The 17,438-nt window shown below is 35.4% G+C and carries 31 protein-coding genes; all 31 read right to left on the bottom strand.

All coding sequences use genetic code 11. The annotated features are described in order from the left end of the window. Nucleotides 1-40: 40 nt before the first annotated feature. The 31 genes from eno to rpsJ all read right to left on the bottom strand — a co-directional run bounded on the left by eno (nt 41) and on the right by rpsJ (nt 17,433). A complete protein-coding gene (gene eno, locus HM983_RS10870) occupies nt 41-1,336 on the bottom strand; it encodes a phosphopyruvate hydratase (protein ID WP_179345463.1) in 1,296 nt (431 codons plus the stop codon). 201 nt (nt 1,337-1,537) lie between these two features. Then, nucleotides 1,538-2,638, bottom strand: a complete 1,101-nt coding sequence (carA, locus tag HM983_RS10865; RefSeq protein ID WP_179345462.1) for a glutamine-hydrolyzing carbamoyl-phosphate synthase small subunit — start codon at nt 2,636-2,638, stop codon at nt 1,538-1,540. A 179-nt stretch (nt 2,639-2,817) separates the two neighbouring features. Then, a complete protein-coding gene (gene rplQ, locus HM983_RS10860) occupies nt 2,818-3,297 on the bottom strand; it encodes a 50S ribosomal protein L17 (protein ID WP_179345461.1) in 480 nt (159 codons plus the stop codon). 81 nt (nt 3,298-3,378) lie between these two features. Further along, nucleotides 3,379-4,371 carry a DNA-directed RNA polymerase subunit alpha gene (locus HM983_RS10855; RefSeq protein ID WP_179345460.1) on the bottom strand — a complete coding sequence of 331 codons (993 nt, stop codon included), beginning with the start codon at nt 4,369-4,371 and terminating at the stop codon, nt 3,379-3,381. A 95-nt stretch (nt 4,372-4,466) separates the two neighbouring features. After that, nucleotides 4,467-5,072: a 30S ribosomal protein S4 gene (rpsD, locus tag HM983_RS10850; protein ID WP_179345459.1), complete on the bottom strand. Its 606-nt coding sequence runs from the start codon at nt 5,070-5,072 to the stop codon at nt 4,467-4,469. Between the two features lie 208 nt (nt 5,073-5,280). Continuing rightward, nucleotides 5,281-5,664 (bottom strand): 30S ribosomal protein S11, encoded by a 384-nt coding sequence (rpsK, locus tag HM983_RS10845; RefSeq protein WP_179345458.1) that lies wholly within the window; start codon nt 5,662-5,664, stop codon nt 5,281-5,283. 106 nt (nt 5,665-5,770) lie between these two features. Then, nucleotides 5,771-6,145, bottom strand: a complete 375-nt coding sequence (gene rpsM, locus HM983_RS10840) for a 30S ribosomal protein S13 (protein WP_179345457.1) — start codon at nt 6,143-6,145, stop codon at nt 5,771-5,773. A 100-nt stretch (nt 6,146-6,245) separates the two neighbouring features. Beyond that, nucleotides 6,246-6,362 carry a type B 50S ribosomal protein L36 gene (ykgO, locus tag HM983_RS10835; protein ID WP_008269159.1) on the bottom strand — a complete coding sequence of 39 codons (117 nt, stop codon included), beginning with the start codon at nt 6,360-6,362 and terminating at the stop codon, nt 6,246-6,248. Between the two features lie 57 nt (nt 6,363-6,419). Next, nucleotides 6,420-6,635, bottom strand: coding sequence for a translation initiation factor IF-1 (infA, locus tag HM983_RS10830; protein WP_007094967.1), 216 nt, complete (start codon nt 6,633-6,635; stop codon nt 6,420-6,422). Between the two features lie 78 nt (nt 6,636-6,713). Next, nucleotides 6,714-8,075 carry a preprotein translocase subunit SecY gene (gene secY / locus HM983_RS10825; RefSeq protein ID WP_179345456.1) on the bottom strand — a complete coding sequence of 454 codons (1,362 nt, stop codon included), beginning with the start codon at nt 8,073-8,075 and terminating at the stop codon, nt 6,714-6,716. 9 nt (nt 8,076-8,084) lie between these two features. Beyond that, nucleotides 8,085-8,537, bottom strand: a complete 453-nt coding sequence (gene rplO, locus HM983_RS10820; RefSeq protein WP_179345455.1) for a 50S ribosomal protein L15 — start codon at nt 8,535-8,537, stop codon at nt 8,085-8,087. A 15-nt stretch (nt 8,538-8,552) separates the two neighbouring features. Further along, nucleotides 8,553-8,732, bottom strand: coding sequence for a 50S ribosomal protein L30 (gene rpmD, locus HM983_RS10815; protein WP_179345454.1), 180 nt, complete (start codon nt 8,730-8,732; stop codon nt 8,553-8,555). 91 nt (nt 8,733-8,823) lie between these two features. Next, complete coding sequence (gene rpsE / locus HM983_RS10810) at nt 8,824-9,348, bottom strand: 30S ribosomal protein S5 (protein WP_179345453.1); 525 nt, start codon at nt 9,346-9,348, stop codon at nt 8,824-8,826. 6 nt (nt 9,349-9,354) lie between these two features. Continuing rightward, nucleotides 9,355-9,711 (bottom strand): 50S ribosomal protein L18, encoded by a 357-nt coding sequence (gene rplR / locus HM983_RS10805; RefSeq protein ID WP_179345452.1) that lies wholly within the window; start codon nt 9,709-9,711, stop codon nt 9,355-9,357. A 10-nt stretch (nt 9,712-9,721) separates the two neighbouring features. Next, nucleotides 9,722-10,264, bottom strand: a complete 543-nt coding sequence (gene rplF, locus HM983_RS10800; protein ID WP_179345451.1) for a 50S ribosomal protein L6 — start codon at nt 10,262-10,264, stop codon at nt 9,722-9,724. A 12-nt stretch (nt 10,265-10,276) separates the two neighbouring features. Continuing rightward, on the bottom strand, nt 10,277-10,678 hold the full coding sequence (rpsH, locus tag HM983_RS10795; RefSeq protein ID WP_179345450.1) for a 30S ribosomal protein S8: 402 nt from the start codon (nt 10,676-10,678) through the stop codon (nt 10,277-10,279). 65 nt (nt 10,679-10,743) lie between these two features. Then, nucleotides 10,744-11,013 (bottom strand): 30S ribosomal protein S14, encoded by a 270-nt coding sequence (rpsN, locus tag HM983_RS10790; RefSeq protein WP_179345449.1) that lies wholly within the window; start codon nt 11,011-11,013, stop codon nt 10,744-10,746. A gap of 2 nt (nt 11,014-11,015) precedes the next feature. Next, entirely contained in the window at nt 11,016-11,567 is a 552-nt protein-coding gene (gene rplE, locus HM983_RS10785; protein ID WP_179345448.1) for a 50S ribosomal protein L5, read from the bottom strand. A 2-nt stretch (nt 11,568-11,569) separates the two neighbouring features. Next, nucleotides 11,570-11,881 (bottom strand): 50S ribosomal protein L24, encoded by a 312-nt coding sequence (gene rplX, locus HM983_RS10780; RefSeq protein WP_179345447.1) that lies wholly within the window; start codon nt 11,879-11,881, stop codon nt 11,570-11,572. A gap of 12 nt (nt 11,882-11,893) precedes the next feature. Continuing rightward, nucleotides 11,894-12,262 (bottom strand): 50S ribosomal protein L14, encoded by a 369-nt coding sequence (rplN, locus tag HM983_RS10775; RefSeq protein ID WP_179345446.1) that lies wholly within the window; start codon nt 12,260-12,262, stop codon nt 11,894-11,896. Nucleotides 12,263-12,264: 2 nt separating this feature from the next. Beyond that, entirely contained in the window at nt 12,265-12,522 is a 258-nt protein-coding gene (rpsQ, locus tag HM983_RS10770; protein ID WP_114300015.1) for a 30S ribosomal protein S17, read from the bottom strand. Between the two features lie 17 nt (nt 12,523-12,539). Continuing rightward, nucleotides 12,540-12,731 (bottom strand): 50S ribosomal protein L29, encoded by a 192-nt coding sequence (gene rpmC / locus HM983_RS10765; RefSeq protein ID WP_179345445.1) that lies wholly within the window; start codon nt 12,729-12,731, stop codon nt 12,540-12,542. A gap of 12 nt (nt 12,732-12,743) precedes the next feature. After that, nucleotides 12,744-13,163, bottom strand: a complete 420-nt coding sequence (gene rplP, locus HM983_RS10760; RefSeq protein ID WP_179345444.1) for a 50S ribosomal protein L16 — start codon at nt 13,161-13,163, stop codon at nt 12,744-12,746. Nucleotides 13,164-13,180: 17 nt separating this feature from the next. After that, complete coding sequence (rpsC, locus tag HM983_RS10755; RefSeq protein WP_179345443.1) at nt 13,181-13,894, bottom strand: 30S ribosomal protein S3; 714 nt, start codon at nt 13,892-13,894, stop codon at nt 13,181-13,183. 9 nt (nt 13,895-13,903) lie between these two features. Then, complete coding sequence (gene rplV, locus HM983_RS10750) at nt 13,904-14,311, bottom strand: 50S ribosomal protein L22 (RefSeq protein WP_179345442.1); 408 nt, start codon at nt 14,309-14,311, stop codon at nt 13,904-13,906. A 5-nt stretch (nt 14,312-14,316) separates the two neighbouring features. Next, on the bottom strand, nt 14,317-14,595 hold the full coding sequence (rpsS, locus tag HM983_RS10745; protein WP_179345441.1) for a 30S ribosomal protein S19: 279 nt from the start codon (nt 14,593-14,595) through the stop codon (nt 14,317-14,319). A gap of 10 nt (nt 14,596-14,605) precedes the next feature. Next, a complete protein-coding gene (gene rplB / locus HM983_RS10740) occupies nt 14,606-15,433 on the bottom strand; it encodes a 50S ribosomal protein L2 (RefSeq protein ID WP_179345440.1) in 828 nt (275 codons plus the stop codon). Between the two features lie 12 nt (nt 15,434-15,445). Continuing rightward, the gene (gene rplW / locus HM983_RS10735; protein WP_179345439.1) at nt 15,446-15,736 is read right to left on the bottom strand and encodes a 50S ribosomal protein L23; all 291 of its coding nucleotides are present in this window, start codon (nt 15,734-15,736) and stop codon (nt 15,446-15,448) included. A gap of 5 nt (nt 15,737-15,741) precedes the next feature. Then, nucleotides 15,742-16,371, bottom strand: coding sequence for a 50S ribosomal protein L4 (gene rplD, locus HM983_RS10730; protein WP_179345438.1), 630 nt, complete (start codon nt 16,369-16,371; stop codon nt 15,742-15,744). Continuing rightward, a complete protein-coding gene (rplC, locus tag HM983_RS10725) occupies nt 16,371-16,988 on the bottom strand; it encodes a 50S ribosomal protein L3 (protein ID WP_179345437.1) in 618 nt (205 codons plus the stop codon). The genes rplD and rplC overlap by 1 nt, the downstream gene beginning before the upstream one ends. Nucleotides 16,989-17,127: 139 nt before the next feature. Then, nucleotides 17,128-17,433, bottom strand: coding sequence for a 30S ribosomal protein S10 (gene rpsJ, locus HM983_RS10720; protein WP_007650482.1), 306 nt, complete (start codon nt 17,431-17,433; stop codon nt 17,128-17,130). Nucleotides 17,434-17,438 lie beyond the last annotated feature (5 nt).

The raw sequence follows: 17,438 nt of genomic DNA, 5'->3' as shown, positions 1-17,438 counted from the left end.
AATAAAAATTGAAAAGGCTTAACGTAATATAATATTTTTTTTAAGCTTTAATCTTAAAAGCTTTATCCTTCGGAAAATAAGCAACATCACCTAATTCTTCTTCGATACGCAAGAGTTGATTGTACTTTGCCATTCGGTCACTACGCGAAGCCGAACCTGTTTTTATCTGACCTGTGTTTAAAGCTACTGCTAAATCTGCTATAGTGTTGTCTTCAGTTTCTCCAGAACGATGAGACATCACAGAGGTGTAACCTGCATTATGTGCCATATTCACAGCAGAAATGGTTTCTGTTAATGTTCCTATTTGATTCACTTTAATAAGAATTGAGTTTGCAATACCATTTTCGATACCACGAGACAAGCGTTCTACATTGGTTACAAACAAATCGTCACCTACCAATTGAACTTTGTCACCTATCTTTTTTGTAAGGTATTCCCACCCTTCCCAATCATTTTCATCCATACCATCTTCAATGGAGATAATCGGATACTTATCAACCAATTCTGCTAAATAATCGGCTTGCTCTTTACTTGTTCTTACTTTGCCATTGCTTCCTTCAAATTTGGTATAATCATATGCACCATCAACATAAAATTCAGCCGCAGCACAATCCAAAGCAATCATAACATCGTCACCTAATTTATAACCTGCCTTCGTTACAGCCTTGTTTATCGTGTCTAAAGCATCTTCGGTACCACCTTCTAAAGTTGGTGCAAACCCACCTTCATCGCCTACAGCGGTACTTAAACCCCTATCAAGTAATACTTTTTTTAGGTTATGGAAGATCTCTGTACCCATTTGCATGGCGTGTGTAAAGTTTTTGGCTTTTACAGGCATTACCATGAATTCCTGAAACGCAATTGGTGCATCACTGTGTGAACCGCCGTTAATGATATTCATCATTGGCACTGGTAATGTATTTGCCGAAACTCCACCCACGTATCTGTACAAAGGCATATTCAATTCATTTGCTGCAGCTTTTGCAACCGCTAACGAAACACCTAAAATGGCATTAGCACCTAAAACAGATTTGTTCGGTGTGCCGTCTAATTTTATCATTAAATTATCTATAGCATTTTGCTCAAAAACGGATACACCCATTAGCTCTTGAGCTAAAATTGTATTTACGTTTTCAACAGCTTTAGAAACTCCTTTTCCCATAAAGGCATCACCACCATCTCTCAATTCTACAGCCTCATGTTCACCTGTAGATGCACCAGAAGGCACAGCCGCTCTACCCAAAATTCCGTTTTCAGTAACTACATCTACCTCTACGGTTGGATTTCCTCTTGAATCTAAAATTTGTCTGGCGTGTACGTTTATAATTATGCTCATTAGTTTTATTGATTTTAATTTTGTTTGACCCTATGAAGATTATAAAACTTCATCGGCAAACCCTATTGTCTTATTCAAATTTACAAAAATCAAAAATGGATTTATAAATAAGAATTTATAATTACGATAAATTGTTACTATAATGATTTCGAAATTAAAAAACCGCAAAAAAAATTAAGTTTTGTTGCGGTTTTCTGAGTTCTATTTTTTCATATTCTCTATAAATTGATCAAATACATAAGCTGAGTCATTTGGTCCAGGACTTGCTTCAGGGTGGTACTGTACAGAAAAGCAATTTTTGTTTTTCAATTTTATACCAGCGACCGTATTATCATTTAGATGTACGTGGGTAATTTCTACATTATCGTTGGCCTCGGTTTCTTCTCTGTTGATAGCAAAGCCATGATTTTGAGATGAAATTTCGCCTTTACCAGTAACCAAGTTTTTTACCGGATGATTTATACCTCTATGTCCATTATGCATTTTATAAGTTGAAATGCCATTGGCCAAAGCAATCACCTGGTGTCCCAAGCATATGCCAAATAGTGGTTTATTTTTTGATAAAATCTCCTTAGTTAACTTGATTGCATCTATAAGTGGTTCTGGGTCACCAGGACCATTAGACAAAAAGTATCCATCTGGATTAAAAGCCTCTAAATCCTCAAATTTGGCATTGTAGGGAAACACTTTTATATAAACATCTCTTTTGGCAAGATTTCTAAGAATGTTTTTCTTAATTCCTATATCTAACGCCGCTACTTTATAGGTCGCATTTTCATTACCGAAAAAATATGGTTCTTTCGTTGAAACTTTTGAAGCCAACTCCAAGCCTACCATAGAAGGCACTTCTGCTAATTGCTTCTTAAGACCTTCAATATTATCAACGTCTGTTGAAATGACAGCATTCATAGCACCATTATCTCTAATATAACTTACCAAAGCACGTGTATCGACGTCTGAAATAGCGAGTGTGTTATGTTTTTCGAAAAAACCTTCTAGTGAACTGTCACCACCTGGTCTTGAATATTCGAAGCTAAAGTTCTTGCATACTAAGCCGGCTATTTTTACGTTTTCTGATTCCATTTCTTTATCCAATGTACCATAATTACCTATATGTGCATTGGTAGTTACCATAATTTGACCAAAATAAGATGGGTCTGTGAAAATTTCTTGATAACCAGTTGTACCAGTGTTAAAACATACTTCGCCATAAGCTGTACCTTCCTTTCCTATGGATTTACCGTAGAAAATGGTTCCGTCAGCTAATAAAATGAGTGCTTTTTTACGCGATTTATATTTCATATATGTTTATTAAAAGTTTTACAAAATTCCAAAAAAAAAGGATAAACTGAAACAGTTTATCCTTTATATTTATTAATGCTTATTAACACTCGATAATCGAGTTTTAAAAAACGAGAAAGTCAATTTCAAATTTCTATCTTTTTTGATAATAAATTCAACTTGCTTTTCTGTTGGCATTGCTATTCTTCTTCGTTTGAAGCTTTAGTTTCCTTTGAAGCAGGCGCATCAACAGTTGTTGACTTCTTTCCTCCTCTTCTACTTCTACGTGTTTTCTTTTCTGGCTTACCTACAGTGTATATATCATTGTAATCAACCAACTCTATCATTGCCATATCAGCATTATCACCTAATCTGTTTCCTAGTTTGATGATACGTGTGTAACCACCTGGACGATCACCAACTTTAGTAGCTACATCTCTAAACAATTCTGCTACGGCGTCTTTTTGTCTTAATCTAGACATCACAATTCTTCTATTATGAGTTGTATCTTCTTTAGATTTTGTAATCATTGGTTCTACAAACTGCTTTAAAGCCTTTGCTTTAGCTACAGTTGTATTGATGCGCTTGTGCTCTATTAAAGAACAAGCCATATTAGCTAACATTGCTTTTCTGTGTGCAGTCTTTCTGCCTAAGTGATTGAATTTTTTTCCGTGTCTCATGACGTTTGTTTTATCATCTTGCTACCAAATCTTAACCTTTATCGCCAAGAGAGCAAAATATGATTATTAATAATTATTTAATTAGTCTTTATCTAATTTATATTTACTCAAATCCATCCCGAAATTAAGACCCTTCACATTTACAAGCTCTTCTAGCTCCGTTAAAGATTTCTTACCAAAATTTCTAAATTTCATCAAATCATTTTTGTTGAATGATACTAAATCACCTAAAGTATCTACTTCAGCTGCTTTTAAACAGTTTAGTGCACGTACAGAAAGATCCATATCAACTAATTTAGTCTTCAATAGTTGTCTCATGTGAAGTGATTCTTCATCATAAGTTTCAGTCTGTGCTATTTCATCAGCTTCTAATGTAATACGCTCATCTGAGAATAACATGAAGTGGTGAATTAAAATTTTAGCTGCTTCGGTTAAGGCATCTTTTGGATTGATTGAACCGTCAGTTCTAATTTCAAAAACTAACTTTTCGTAATCGGTTTTCTGCTCAACACGATAGTTTTCTATACTATACTTTACATTTTTGATTGGAGTATATATTGAATCTGTAAAAATCGTTCCGATTGGTGCAGAAGCTTTTTTATTCTCTTCAGCAGGAACATATCCTCTACCTTTTTCAATTGTCAACTCCATATTAATGTTTACTTTAGGATCTAAGTTACAGATTACTAAATCTGTATTTAACACTTGAAATCCAGAGATAAACTTCTGAAAGTCACCAGCAGTAATTTGATCTTGTCCTGAAATAGAAATTGTAACTGTTTCGTTATCAATTTCATCAATTTGACGCTTAAAGTTAACTTGCTTTAAGTTTAAAATCATTTCTGTAACATCCTCAACTACACCTGAAATTGTAGAAAATTCATGATCTACACCTTCGATTCTTACTGAAGTGATTGCAAAACCTTCTAATGAAGATAACAAAACACGTCTTAGTGCATTACCAACTGTTAAGCCGTAACCAGGTTCTAATGGTCTGAATTCGAATTTACCTTCGAAATCAGTAGAATCGATCATTATTACTTTATCGGGCTTCTGAAAATTTAATATTGCCATTTTTTTCTTCGTTTTAATTGTTATTTAGTTGCGCGGTCTGTAAGCTTGAAGAAATCCAACAAACCCTTTGGCCAAATACCAATGTGATTAATTTATTATTTAGAATAAAGTTCAACGATGAATTGTTCGTTGATTTGCTCTGGAATCTGAATTCTTTCTGGTACAGAAACATATGTTCCTTGCATTGATCCAGAGTTCCAAGTAATCCACTCATAAACATTGCTAGAATTAGCTAATGAATTTTGGATTGCCTCTAATGATTTAGATTTTTCTCTAACACCAACAACATCTCCTGCTTTTAATTGGTATGAAGGCACATTTACCTTTTCACCATTAACCGTGATGTGTCTGTGAGAAACCAATTGTCTAGCGCCACTTCTAGAAGGCGAAATACCCATTCTGTAAACAACGTTATCCAAACGAGATTCGCACAATTGTAGTAAAACCTCACCGGTAATACCCTGCGCTGCAGTAGCTCTTTTAAACATGTTTCTGAACTGCTTCTCTAGTATACCGTAAGTATACTTCGCTTTTTGCTTCTCCATTAACTGAATAGCATATTCAGATTTTTTTCCTCGACGACGGTTGTTTCCGTGTTGCCCTGGAGGGTAATTTCTTTTTTCGAAGGCTTTATCGTCTCCGAAGATCGCTTGTCCGAATTTACGGGCGATTTTAGTTTTAGGACCAGTATATCTTGCCATTTTAAATTTGTTTTGAGAGTGATTATAAAATTAAGGTCTTAATCTTATCCTTCTACAACCGTTAACCTCTCGTTGATACTTGATTTATTTCCGATTTTTTCGGTTTGCAAATTTACACAAAATAAACTAATACCAAGCATTAAAGAATGATATTAGTTTAAAATGATAATTTATTAATTGCGTCTTTAGATTCTGAAATGAATTCAGATTAGACACGACGTCTCTTTGGAGGACGACAACCGTTATGTGGCATTGGAGTTACATCAATAATTTCTGATACTTCAATACCTGAATTATGTATAGATCTGATAGCAGATTCTCTACCGTTACCAGGACCTTTAACGTAAACTTTTACTTTTTTTAATCCAGCTTCTTTTGCCACACCTGCAGCATCTTCTGCAGCCAATTGAGCAGCGTATGGAGTGTTCTTCTTAGAACCTCTAAAGCCCATTTTACCTGCTGATGACCAAGAAATTACGTCACCTTTTTTGTTTGTTAAAGAAACGATGATATTATTAAAAGATGCTGTTATGTGAGCTTCTCCTATCGCATCAACGATTACTTTACGTTTTTTTGTACTTGACTTTGCCATGTTTTATAGTTTCTAGTTGTTAGCTTTTAGTTGTTAGAATCCTAAACCTTTCGATTTCGAACAGATTCATCTAACGTCTCATTACTAATGACTAATGTCTTAATTATTACTTAGTTACTTTTTTCTTGTTAGCAACTGTTTTTCTTCTTCCTTTTCTTGTACGAGAGTTGTTTTTAGTACGTTGGCCTCTTAATGGTAGACCTGACCTATGACGAATACCTCTATAGCAACCAATATCCATCAATCTCTTGATATTATTTTTTGTTTCAGAACGTAATTCACCTTCAATCTTAAAAGAACCAACCACCTCACGGATTGCTCCGATTTCGTCGTCTGTCCAATCTTCTACTTTAGTGCTTTCGTCTACTTTAGCTTCCGCTAAAATTTCTTGTGCTCTACTTCTACCTATTCCATAGATATAAGTTAAGGATATTACTCCTCTTTTTTGTTTCGGTATGTCAACACCTGCAATTCTTGCCATATCTTTTCTAGTTTTTAGCTGTTAGCTTTTAGTTGTTAGAATCCTAAACATTTCTATTTCAGACAGATTCATCTAACTACTAATTACCAATGACTTTTTTTTATCCTTGTCTTTGTTTGAATCTAGGATTCTTTTTGTTAATAACGTAAAGTCTTCCTTTTCTGCGCACCAATTTACAGTCTGCGCTTCTTTTCTTTACTGATGCTCTTACTTTCATCTCTATTGTTTTTTATAAATAATTCGCGGCTTTGATTGCCTTAGCCACCAATATACTTTAGTATCTATATGTTATACGAGCCTTAGTTAAATCGTAAGGACTCATTTCTAATTTCACTTTGTCTCCAGGTAACAACTTGATATAGTGCATACGCATCTTACCCGAGATATGTGCTGTCACAATGTGACCATTTTCTAATTCCACACGGAACATAGCATTTGACAATGCCTCTATTATTGTTCCGTCTTGTTCTATTGCTGCTTGTTTTGCCATAATTTATTTTTAGTATTCAGTCTAAAAGGTGCAAATACCTTGCCTAATTTTTGAGACTGACATCTAATCAGTTTATGCTTATTGCGCCACCGCTTTTCTGTTTTTTCCTGTTTTCATCAAGCCATCATAATGCTTATTCAATAAATAAGAATTAATCTGTTGCATTGTATCAATAGCTACACCAACCATAATTAGTAACGATGTTCCGCCAAAAAATAATGCCCAACCAGCTTGAACGTTCATCAACTTAACAACAAACGCAGGAAATATTGCAATTAATGCTAAGAATATTGAACCAGGTAATGTGATTTGTGACATAATCTTATCCAAATACTCAGAGGTTTCAGATCCTGGACGAATACCTGGGATAAACCCACCGCTACGTTTAAGATCATCTGCCATTTTATTAGTAGGTACCGTAATCGCAGTATAGAAATATGTAAAAATTATAATCAATAAAGCAAATACTAAATTATACCAAAACCCGAATATGTCTGAAAAATTAGTCTGCATCCATTGACCAGCAGCAGAATCTTTCATAAATGAAGACCCTCCAATCAATCCAGGAACAAACATAATTGCCTGTGCAAAGATAATTGGCATTACACCAGAGGCATTCAATTTTAATGGTAAAAACTGACGTGATCCAAATACGTTTTTCTCGTAACCACCAGAGGCAGTTCTTCTCGCATACTGGACAGCAATTTTTCGTACTGCCATAACCAAGAATACAGAAGCTAAGATAATTAAGAACCAAATTACCAACTCTATTAATATCATCATAAACCCTCCGTCTCCAGCAGTTCTTGAAACCGCATTTTGAATAAATGATTGTGGCAACGTTGCAATGATACCAACCATAATTAATAATGAAATACCATTACCAATACCTTTATCTGTTATTTTCTCACCTAACCACATTGCGAATACACAACCAGTTACCAAAATAATTACAGATGATACATAAAAAACATTAACATCAAATCCTGGTAACAACATAGCACTCATTGAAGATGCACCAGATAATGCTGGTACACTAGCTAAATATCCTGGTGCCTGCACTAAACATATACCAATAGTCAACCATCGTGTTATTTGAGTGATTTTCTTCTGACCACTTGCACCTTCCTTTTGAAGTTTTTGCAAATAAGGAATCGCAATACCCATTAACTGAACTACAATAGATGCAGAAATGTAAGGCATTATACCTAATGCAAATACAGATGCGTTTGCAAATGCACCACCTGTAAAGGCATTTAACAATCCTAAAATTCCGCCATCTACTCCAGCTTGCAAACCACCTAAGGCATTAATATTAATACCTGGTAAAACAACCTGAGCACCAAAACGATAAACAAGCAACAAACCCAAGGTTAAGATAATTCTATCCTTGAGTTCTGTGATTTTCCAAACGTTCTTTAATGTATCTATTATCTTCATCCTAAAATCTTATAAAGTTACGGCTTCACCACCAGCAGCTTCTATAGCAGCTTTTGCTGTTGCAGTAAATTTATGAGCAGTTACTGTTAATTTTGCTTTTAATTCACCTCTACCTAAAATCTTAACCAAATCATTCTTATCGGCTAATCCCATAGATACAAGAGTTTCAAAATCAACTGTGTCTTTTATTTTCTTTTCGTCAACCAATTGTTGTAACGTATCAACGTTTACACCTTGATATGAAACACGATTGATGTTTGTAAATCCAAACTTAGGCACACGTCTTTGTAATGGCATCTGCCCACCTTCAAATCCTAATTTCTTAGAATATCCAGAACGTGACTTAGCACCTTTGTGACCTCTAGTCGCCGTTCCGCCTTTACCAGAACCTTGACCACGACCAATGCGCTTTCCTTGACTTTTTACTGAACCTTCTGCAGGTTTTAAATTACTTAAATCCATTGTTAAGTTATATTTTTAAGCTTCCTCTACAGAAACTAAATGTTCTACTTTGTTAACCATACCAAGAATATTTGGTGTGTCATTGTGTTCTACAACCTGCCCAATTTTCTTTAAACCCAAAGCTTCTAAAATTAGCTTTTGGTTTTTAGTGCGGTTGATTGCACTTTTTACTTTAGTTACTTTAATCTTTCCCATCTTTTACTTAGTATTAAGTGTAAAGTGAAAAGCAATCAGTATTTATTGTAGTTAAAACTACTTACTTCCTACTTTGTACTTTGTACTATAATTATCCGTTAAATACTTTTTCAAGTGAAATACCACGTTCTTTAGCTACAGATTTAGCGTCTCTTAACTGCAATAAAGCATCAAACGTTGCTTTAACCACATTGTGAGGATTAGAAGAGCCTTGAGATTTAGATAATACGTCATGTACACCAACTGCTTCAAGTACAGTTCTAACAGCACCACCAGCAATTACTCCCGTACCAGCTGCAGCAGGAATAATATTAACTCGTGCTCCGCCGTACTTACCTTTTTGCTCATGAGGTAATGTTCCTTTGATAATAGGAATTCTTACTAAATTCTTTTTAGCGTCTTCTACAGCTTTTGCGATAGCAGTTGCAACATCTTTAGACTTACCTAAACCATGGCCTACAACACCTTCTTCATCACCTACTACAACAATAGCAGAAAAACCAAATGCTCTACCACCTTTTGTTACTTTAGTTACACGCTGTACGCCTACTAAGCGATCTTTTAATTCTAATCCGCCTGGTTTAACAAGCTCTGCGTTTTTATATTTTTGATACATAATGTCTTAAAATTTAAGTCCTGCTTCTCTAGCTCCTTCAGCTAATGATTTTACTCTTCCGTGATATAAATAACCACCTCTATCAAAAGAAATAGTTTCAACACCAGCTTTCATAGCTTTTTCTGCAACAGCCTTACCAACTAAAGCAGCAACTTCAGTCTTATTTGCTTTTGACTTTGCAATATCCTTGTCTCTTGACGATGCAGCAGCTAAAGTTTTACCAGTTACATCATCTACGACTTGAGCATAAATTTCTTTATTACTTCTAAAAACAGATAATCTTGGTCTAGCTTCAGTACCAACGACAACCTTACGGATTCTGTTTTTAATTCTTGTTCTTCTTTCGTTCTTTGTCAATGCCATAACTTAATTATTAAGCTGATTTACCTGCTTTTCTTCTAATTTCTTCACCAACAAACTTGATACCTTTTCCTTTGTAAGGTTCTGGTTTTCTAAAACCACGAATCTTCGCAGCTACTTGACCTACCAATTGTTTGTCAAAAGATGTTAATTTAACTATTGGATTTTTACCTTTTTCTGTGATGGTCTCTACAGTCACTTCTGGAGCAATATCCATAATGATGTTATGAGAAAATCCTACGGCTAAATCTAATTTTTGCCCTTGATTAGATGCTCTATAACCTACACCAACCAATTCTAATTGTTTGGTCCAACCTTTAGAAACACCTTCAATCATATTAAATATTAATGATCTGTACAGACCGTGTTTAGCCCTTAAATCTTTCTTGTCAGAATCACGTTCTAATGTAATAGTTCCGTCTTCTACTTTTATCTTAATTTCTGAATATTCTTGAGTTAATTCACCAAGCTTACCTTTAGCGGTAATCATGTTGTCTTTAACTTCAACTGTTACACCTTCAGGAATTGTTATTGGGTTTTTACCTATTCTTGACATAATTTCCTGTTTTTAGTAAACGTAACACAATACTTCTCCACCAACGTTTTCTCTTTGCGCTTGCTTACCTGTCATCACACCATGTGAAGTAGAAACAATTGCTATACCTAGACCATTTAAGATTCTAGGCATCTCGTTAGAAGAAGCATATTTACGTAAACCTGGTTTACTGATTCTTTGAATTTTTTTGATAACAGACTCTTTCGTGTCCTTACTGTACTTCAAAGCAATTTTAATAATACCTTGAGGTGTAGATTCATCATCAAACTTGTAACTTAAGATATATCCTTGTTCGAATAAAATCTTAGTCATTTCTTTCTTTAAGTTAGAAGCAGGAATTTCAACCACTCTGTGGTTTGCTTTCACAGCATTTCTAACTCGCGTTAAATAATCCGCTATTGGATCTGTGTACATATATATTAATTTGCGGTAACGGTTTTCAGACATATAATGCCAGAACCTGAAACCAATTTATAATTTTACCAACTTGCCTTTTTGACACCAGGAATTAAACCTTGGTTAGCCATTTCTCTAAATAGAACACGAGAAATACCAAACTGTCTCATATAACCTCTTGGTCTTCCAGTTAATTTACAACGGTTATGCTGACGTACCGGTGAGGCGTTCTTTGGCAACTTTTGTAATGCTTCGTAATCACCAGCCTCTTTTAAAGCTTTGCGTTTTTCCGCATATTTAGCAACCATTTTTGCACGCTTAACCTCACGGGCTTTCATTGATTCTTTAGCCATAATTAATTCTTTTTAAATGGTAATCCTAATTCTGTTAATAATGACTTCGCTTCCTTATCAGTTTCTGCAGAAGTCACAAATGTGATATCCATTCCTGAAATTTTATTAACTTTATCAATATCAATTTCTGGAAAGATAATTTGTTCTGTTACACCTAAGTTGTAATTTCCACGTCCATCAAAACCCGAAGCTTTAATACCGTTAAAATCTCTAACTCGTGGTAAAGCTGAAGTCACTAAACGATCTAAAAACTCGAACATTTGCTCACCTCGTAATGTTACTTTAGCGCCAATAGGCATACCTTTACGTAACTTAAAAGAAGCAACGTCTTTCTTAGACATAGTGTGTATAGCTTTCTGTCCAGTTATTTTTGTAAGCTCATCCACCGCGTGATCAATTAATTTCTTGTCCGCAACAGCTGCACCAACACCCTTAGATAATACTATCTTTTTTAGTTTTGGTACCTGCATTACATTTTTGTAACCAAATTCTTCCGTAAGAGCAGGAACAACTTTGTCCTTATACTCTTGTTTTAATCTTGCAACGTAAGCCATAATTAAATTACTTCATTAGATTTTTTAGAAAATCTTACTTTATTATCACCATCCATTCTATAACCAACTCTTGTTGTTTCACCTTTTTCAGTGAACAATGATAAGTTAGACATATGAATCGATGCTTCCTTCTCTACAATGCCTCCTTGAGGGTTTTGTGCACTTGGTTTAGTATGTTTCTTAACCATATTCACACCTTCTACGATGGCTTTGTTCTTATCTTTTAATACCTGAAGCACTTTACCTTCAGATCCTTTATGATCACCGGCAATTACTTTTACAGTATCTCCTGATTTAATTTTAAACTTTGTCATTTTATTTATCAATTAAAGCACTTCTGGTGCCAATGATACAATTTTCATGAATTGTTTATCACGAAGTTCTCTAGCTACTGGGCCAAAAACACGTGTTCCTCTCATTTCTCCCGTTGGGTTTAAAAGCACACATGCATTGTCATCAAACCTAATATAAGATCCATCTGGACGTCTTACTTCTTTTGATGTACGTACAACAACTGCTGTAGAAACAGCACCTTTTTTAATGTTTCCGTTTGGTGTGGCATCTTTGACAGATACAACTATTTTATCACCTACAGAAGCATATCTTCTTTTCGTACCTCCTAATACTCGGATAGTTAAAACCTCCTTAGCACCAGTGTTGTCAGCTACTTTTAATCTTGATTCTTGTTGTACCATAATTACTTCGCTCTTTCAATTATTTCTACTAATCTCCAACATTTAGATTTACTTAAAGGTCTAGTTTCCATAATCTTTACAGTATCTCCTTCGTTGCAGTCATTTGTTTCATCGTGCGCGACATACTTTTTTGTCTTTAACACGAACTTTCCATACATAGGGTGCTTTACTTTTTTCACTTCAGCAACAACAATGGATTTTTCCATTTTATTGCTTGTAACAACACCTATACGTTCTTTTCTTAAATTTCTTTTTTCCATCTTTCAGCAGAATACAATTATTGATCGTCTCTTTTAGTTAATTCTGTCGCAACTCTAGCCACAGTACGACGTGCGTGACGTAACTGAATTGGATTTTCTAAAGGAGATATAGCATGAGCCATTTTCAGGTCTGTATAACTCTTTTTAGTTTCACTAAGTTTCTCTTGTAACTCAGCCGTTGAAAGCTGTTTAATTTCTGATTGCTTCATAATATCTTTTTATTAAGCTTCGTAATCTCTAGCTATGACAAACTTAGTTTTTACAGGAAGTTTTTGTGCCGCTAATCTAAGCGCTTCTTGTGCAGTCTCTAACGGCACACCGCTTATCTCAAATAACACACGTCCTGGTTTTACAACAGCTGCCCAATATTCTACGGCACCCTTTCCTTTACCCATACGTACTTCAAGAGGTTTCTTTGTGATAGGCTTATCCGGGAATATTTTAATCCAGATAGATCCTTCTCTCTTCATGTAACGAGTAGCGGCGATACGTGCTGCTTCTATTTGACGAGCAGTTATAAAAGATGAGTCTAAGGATTTGATACCGAAGGTCCCATTTGATAACAAATGACCTCTCCCGGCATTACCCTTCATACGTCCTTTTTGCTGCTTACGAAATTTTGTTCTTTTAGGCTGTAACATTGTCTTTTACTTAAAAATTACTTTCTACGACGTTGATTTTTATTTCCTCCACGTCCACCTTTACCTTTTTGTTTGGCCAGACCAACTAACGGAGAAAGCTCTCTTTTCCCATATACTTCGCCTTTCATAATCCAAACTTTAACACCTAATCTACCATATGTAGTATGTGCTTCAACCAAAGCATAATCTATATCTGCTCTAAAGGTTGATAAAGGAATACGACCTTCCTTATAGTGCTCTGAACGTGCCATTTCAGCACCATTCAAACGACCACTAATTTGAATTTTTATTCCCTCAGCATTCATACGCATTGCCGCAGCGATAGCCATTTTTATTGCACGTCTGTAAGAAATTCTACTTTCTATTTGACGAGCAACACTTGATGCTACCAAAAATGCATCTAGCTCAGGTCTTTTAATTTCAAAGATGTTCAATTGAACTTCTTTACCAGTAATCTTTTTAAGCTCTTCTTTTAACTTATCTACCTCTTGACCACCTTTACCGATAATAATACCAGGTCTAGCAGTAGTGATAGTAACGGTTACAAGTTTAAGCGTACGCTCAATAATTACTCTACTTACACTAGCTTTAGATAGACGAGCATGAATATACTTTCTAATCTTATCGTCTTCGGCAAGTTTATCACCATAATCGTTTCCTCCGTACCAGTTAGATTCCCATCCTCTGATAATTCCTAAGCGATTTCCGATTGGATTTGTCTTTTGTCCCATATCTCTATCTTAGCTTTGTGTTTTATTTAATGCATCTACAACCACGGTTACGTGATTAGATCTTTTTCTAATTCTATGTGCTCTACCTTGAGGTGCTGGACGCAAACGCTTAAGCATTGCTCCACCATCTACTCTAATCTCTTTAATGAAAAGATTAGCCTCTTCAACATCTGCATCTTCATTTTTAGCTTGCCAGTTTGCAATAGCAGACATAACCAATTTTTCTAAACGACGAGACGCTTCTTTTTGGCTGAATCTAAGAATCTGAAGAGCTTTTTCTGCCTTTTGACCTCTTACTAAATCCGCTACTAGGCGCATCTTTCGTGGTGATGTAGGACAGTTATTTAGCTTAGCAAAAGCAACCAGCTTTTTTTCCGCCTTAATAGCTTCCGCCATTTGTTTTTTACGACTTCCCATGATTCTTATTTTTTACCTTTATTCTTAGCACCTGCATGACCTCTAAAAGATCTTGTTGGTGAAAATTCTCCTAATTTGTGACCTACCATGTTTTCAGTAACGTAAACTGGAACAAATTGACGACCGTTATGAACTGCTATAGTTTGACCAACAAAATCTGGAGATATCATTGATGCTCTAGACCAAGTTTTAATAACTGTCTTTTTATTCGAAGCTACATTTTCTGAAACTTTCTTTTCTAATTTATAGTGGATATAAGGTCCTTTTTTTAATGAACGTGCCATACTATCTTAATTATTTCTTTCTACGTTCTACAATATACTTGTTACTTGACTTAGTCCTAGAACGTGTTCTGTAACCTTTTGCAGGTATACCGTTTCTAGATCTTGGATGACCACCTGAAGACTTACCTTCACCACCACCCATTGGGTGATCTACCGGGTTCATCACTACTGGTCTTACTCTTGGACGTCTACCTAACCATCTGCTTCTACCTGCTTTACCAGATACTAGTAACTGATGATCAGAATTTGAAATCACACCAATAGTTGCCATACAAGTCACTAAAATCATTCTAGTTTCACCAGATGGAAGTTTTACCGTAGCAAATTTATCACCTCTTGCCATTAGTTGAGCAAATGCACCTGCACTACGCGCCATAACAGCACCTTGACCAGGACGTAACTCTATACAAGAAATGATTGTTCCTAAAGGTATTTCACTTAATGGCATTGCATTTCCAATTTCTGGAGCGATACCACTTTTACCAGATACAACATTTTGACCAACTTGTAGACCATTTTGAGCGATAACGTAACGTTTCTCGCCATCTTGATAATTAAGTAATGCAATAAATGCTGTTCTGTTTGGATCATACTCGATTGACTTAACCTCTGCTGGTATACCAGTTTTGTTACGTTTAAAATCGATAATACGATACCTTTTCTTATGACCTCCACCTACTTGGCGAATCGTCATTTTTCCTTGACTGTTTCTACCACCAGATCTTTTTTTCGGAGCAAGCAAGCTTTTCTCCGGCTTATCAGTAGTGATGGCGTCAAATCCATTTACTACTCTAAATCGCTGAGCTGATGTGATCGGTTTTAATTTTCTTACTGACATTAATGTCTAAAATTACATGTTAGTGTATAAATCTATTGTCTCACCTTCCGCCAGTTGTACAATCGCCTTTTTAACAGCATTTGTTTTACCACGTTGAACACCCGTTTTTGTAAAACGAGTTCTTCTTTCTGGACGGACATTTATCGTACGAACTTTTTCAACAGAAACTCCATAAGCAGCTTCTACCGCTTTTTTGATTTCTACCTTGTTCGCCTTTGTATTCACTTCAAATGCATACGCATTTAGCAACTCACTTTGCATAGTTGCTTTTTCTGTGATGATAGGTTTTATTAAGATACTCATCTGTTCTATTTACTTAAATTCGATTCAATTCCTTCTAATGCACCTTCTAATAGAATAACTTTATTAGCATTCATTATTTTATAAGTACTTAATTCTGAAGCTGTTACAACTTCAGACCCTTTGAAATTGCGTGATGACAAATATACATTATTATTTGACCCACCCAACACAATAAGAGATTTTTTGTTTTCAACCTCTAAAGCCTTTAAAACATTGATGAAGTTTTTAGTTTTTGGAGCATCAAAATTAAAATCTTCCAATACCATTATTGACTTATCATTTGCCTTAATACTTAATGCAGATTTACGTGCTAATCGCTTCACGTTTTTATTAAGCTTAAAACCGTAATTTCTTGGTCTTGGACCAAACATACGACCACCGCCTTTAAACAGACCAGACTTAATTGAACCTGCACGAGCTGTACCTGTTCCTTTTTGTTTTTTGATCTTACGCGTACTTCCAGTAATTTCTGCTCTTTCTTTAGCCTTATGTGTACCTTGTCTTTGATTTGCTAAGTATTGCTTAACATCTAAATAGACTGCGTGGTTATTAGGCTCTATAGCGAATACGTCTTTAGAAAGCTCAGCTTTTCTTCCCGTATCTTTTCCGTTTATATCTAAAACTGCTACTTTCATTACTTCTCAATAATTACATAAGAGTTTTTATGACCAGGAACACATCCCTTCACAACAAGTAAGTTCTTTTCTGGAACTACTTTGTAAACTCTTAAATTTTGAACTTTAACTGTATCTCCACCCATTCTTCCGGCCATCTTCATTCCTTTGAATACTCTCGCAGGATAAGAAGCTGCACCAATAGAACCAGGAGCTCTTAATCGGTTGTGTTGACCATGCGTTGCTTGACCTACACCACCGAATCCGTGACGTTTTACTACACCTTGAAAACCTTTACCCTTAGAAGTACCTGCGATATCCACAAATTCCCCTTCAGTAAATTGTTCTACTGTGATAGCATCACCTAATTTGTACTCCTCACCAAAACCTTTGAATTCAACAACTTTGCGTTTTACAGAAGTACCCGCTTTTTTTGCATGACCTAAGTCTGCTTTTGTAGCGCTTTTTTCTGTCGCGTCATCGAAACCTAACTGAAGAGCATTGTAGCCATCCACTTCTTCGGTTCTGACTTGGGTAACGATACATGGTCCAGCTTCGATTACTGTACATGGAATATTCTTTCCATTTTCATCGAAAATGCTGGTCATACCGATTTTTTTTCCAATTAACCCAGACATAATTATTATTTATTGATTATTTAAAATTCAAGGCTGAAAAATACGTTTCAGCCTTGAATTGTATTTTTTACCGTTTTTCCTTCGCCCGCAGCTTAGGACATGTTTGCTTAGACTTCGCTCATTGACCGAAGTTTCGTCATTACACCTTAATCTCAACTTCAACTCCACTTGGCAATTCAAGCTTCATTAGAGCATCAATTGTCTTAGAAGACGAAGAGTAAATATCCAATAATCTCTTATAAGAGCTTAATTGAAATTGTTCTCTAGACTTCTTGTTTACGTGCGGTGAACGTAACACAGTGAAAATTTTCTTGTGAGTTGGCAATGGGATTGGACCCGTTACCACAGCACCTGTACTTTTTACTGTTTTTACAATCTTATCAGCAGATTTGTCCACTAAGTTGTGATCGTAAGACTTTAATTTTATTCTGATTTTTTGACTCATTTTCT

Source organism: Winogradskyella ursingii (assembly GCF_013403975.1).
GTDB lineage: Bacteria > Bacteroidota > Bacteroidia > Flavobacteriales > Flavobacteriaceae > Winogradskyella > Winogradskyella ursingii.
This window is presented reverse-complemented; position numbering and strand designations above follow the sequence as displayed.

Excerpts from the sequence above, each read along its gene's own strand:
- rplN (WP_179345446.1), bottom strand. The coding sequence starts at position 12,262 with ATGGTACAACAAGAATCAAGATTAAAAGTAGCTGACAACACTGGTGCT.
- HM983_RS10855 (WP_179345460.1), bottom strand. The coding sequence starts at position 4,371 with ATGGCAATATTAAATTTTCAGAAGCCCGATAAAGTAATAATGATCGAT.
- rplB (WP_179345440.1), bottom strand. The coding sequence starts at position 15,433 with ATGTCAGTAAGAAAATTAAAACCGATCACATCAGCTCAGCGATTTAGA.
- rplR (WP_179345452.1), bottom strand. The coding sequence starts at position 9,711 with ATGGCATTGACAAAGAACGAAAGAAGAACAAGAATTAAAAACAGAATC.
- rpsN (WP_179345449.1), bottom strand. The coding sequence starts at position 11,013 with ATGGCTAAAGAATCAATGAAAGCCCGTGAGGTTAAGCGTGCAAAAATG.
- rplW (WP_179345439.1), bottom strand. The coding sequence starts at position 15,736 with ATGAGTATCTTAATAAAACCTATCATCACAGAAAAAGCAACTATGCAA.
- rpsE (WP_179345453.1), bottom strand. The coding sequence starts at position 9,348 with ATGTATCAAAAATATAAAAACGCAGAGCTTGTTAAACCAGGCGGATTA.
- rpsH (WP_179345450.1), bottom strand. The coding sequence starts at position 10,678 with ATGTACACAGATCCAATAGCGGATTATTTAACGCGAGTTAGAAATGCT.
- rplE (WP_179345448.1), bottom strand. The coding sequence starts at position 11,567 with ATGGCTTACGTTGCAAGATTAAAACAAGAGTATAAGGACAAAGTTGTT.
- rplO (WP_179345455.1), bottom strand. The coding sequence starts at position 8,537 with ATGGATTTAAGTAATTTAAAACCTGCAGAAGGTTCAGTAAAAAGTCAA.
- rpmC (WP_179345445.1), bottom strand. The coding sequence starts at position 12,731 with ATGAAGCAATCAGAAATTAAACAGCTTTCAACGGCTGAGTTACAAGAG.
- secY (WP_179345456.1), bottom strand. The coding sequence starts at position 8,075 with ATGAAGATAATAGATACATTAAAGAACGTTTGGAAAATCACAGAACTC.
- rplF (WP_179345451.1), bottom strand. The coding sequence starts at position 10,264 with ATGTCAAGAATAGGTAAAAACCCAATAACAATTCCTGAAGGTGTAACA.
- carA (WP_179345462.1), bottom strand. The coding sequence starts at position 2,638 with ATGAAATATAAATCGCGTAAAAAAGCACTCATTTTATTAGCTGACGGA.
- rpsC (WP_179345443.1), bottom strand. The coding sequence starts at position 13,894 with ATGGGACAAAAGACAAATCCAATCGGAAATCGCTTAGGAATTATCAGA.
- rpsS (WP_179345441.1), bottom strand. The coding sequence starts at position 14,595 with ATGGCACGTTCATTAAAAAAAGGACCTTATATCCACTATAAATTAGAA.
- rplP (WP_179345444.1), bottom strand. The coding sequence starts at position 13,163 with ATGTTACAGCCTAAAAGAACAAAATTTCGTAAGCAGCAAAAAGGACGT.
- rplQ (WP_179345461.1), bottom strand. The coding sequence starts at position 3,297 with ATGAGACACGGAAAAAAATTCAATCACTTAGGCAGAAAGACTGCACAC.
- rplC (WP_179345437.1), bottom strand. The coding sequence starts at position 16,988 with ATGTCTGGGTTAATTGGAAAAAAAATCGGTATGACCAGCATTTTCGAT.
- rpsD (WP_179345459.1), bottom strand. The coding sequence starts at position 5,072 with ATGGCAAGATATACTGGTCCTAAAACTAAAATCGCCCGTAAATTCGGA.
- infA (WP_007094967.1), bottom strand. The coding sequence starts at position 6,635 with ATGGCAAAACAAGCAGCAATAGAACAAGACGGAACAATAATAGAGGCA.
- rpsQ (WP_114300015.1), bottom strand. The coding sequence starts at position 12,522 with ATGGAAAAAAGAAATTTAAGAAAAGAACGTATAGGTGTTGTTACAAGC.
- ykgO (WP_008269159.1), bottom strand. The coding sequence starts at position 6,362 with ATGAAAGTAAGAGCATCAGTAAAGAAAAGAAGCGCAGACTGTAAATTG.
- rplD (WP_179345438.1), bottom strand. The coding sequence starts at position 16,371 with ATGAAAGTAGCAGTTTTAGATATAAACGGAAAAGATACGGGAAGAAAA.
- rpsK (WP_179345458.1), bottom strand. The coding sequence starts at position 5,664 with ATGGCAAAGTCAAGTACAAAAAAACGTAAAGTAATCGTTGATGCGATA.
- rpsM (WP_179345457.1), bottom strand. The coding sequence starts at position 6,145 with ATGGCAAGAATTGCAGGTGTTGACATACCGAAACAAAAAAGAGGAGTA.
- rplX (WP_179345447.1), bottom strand. The coding sequence starts at position 11,881 with ATGACAAAGTTTAAAATTAAATCAGGAGATACTGTAAAAGTAATTGCC.
- rpsJ (WP_007650482.1), bottom strand. The coding sequence starts at position 17,433 with ATGAGTCAAAAAATCAGAATAAAATTAAAGTCTTACGATCACAACTTA.
- eno (WP_179345463.1), bottom strand. The coding sequence starts at position 1,336 with ATGAGCATAATTATAAACGTACACGCCAGACAAATTTTAGATTCAAGA.
- rpmD (WP_179345454.1), bottom strand. The coding sequence starts at position 8,732 with ATGGGAAAGATTAAAGTAACTAAAGTAAAAAGTGCAATCAACCGCACT.
- rplV (WP_179345442.1), bottom strand. The coding sequence starts at position 14,311 with ATGGGAAGTCGTAAAAAACAAATGGCGGAAGCTATTAAGGCGGAAAAA.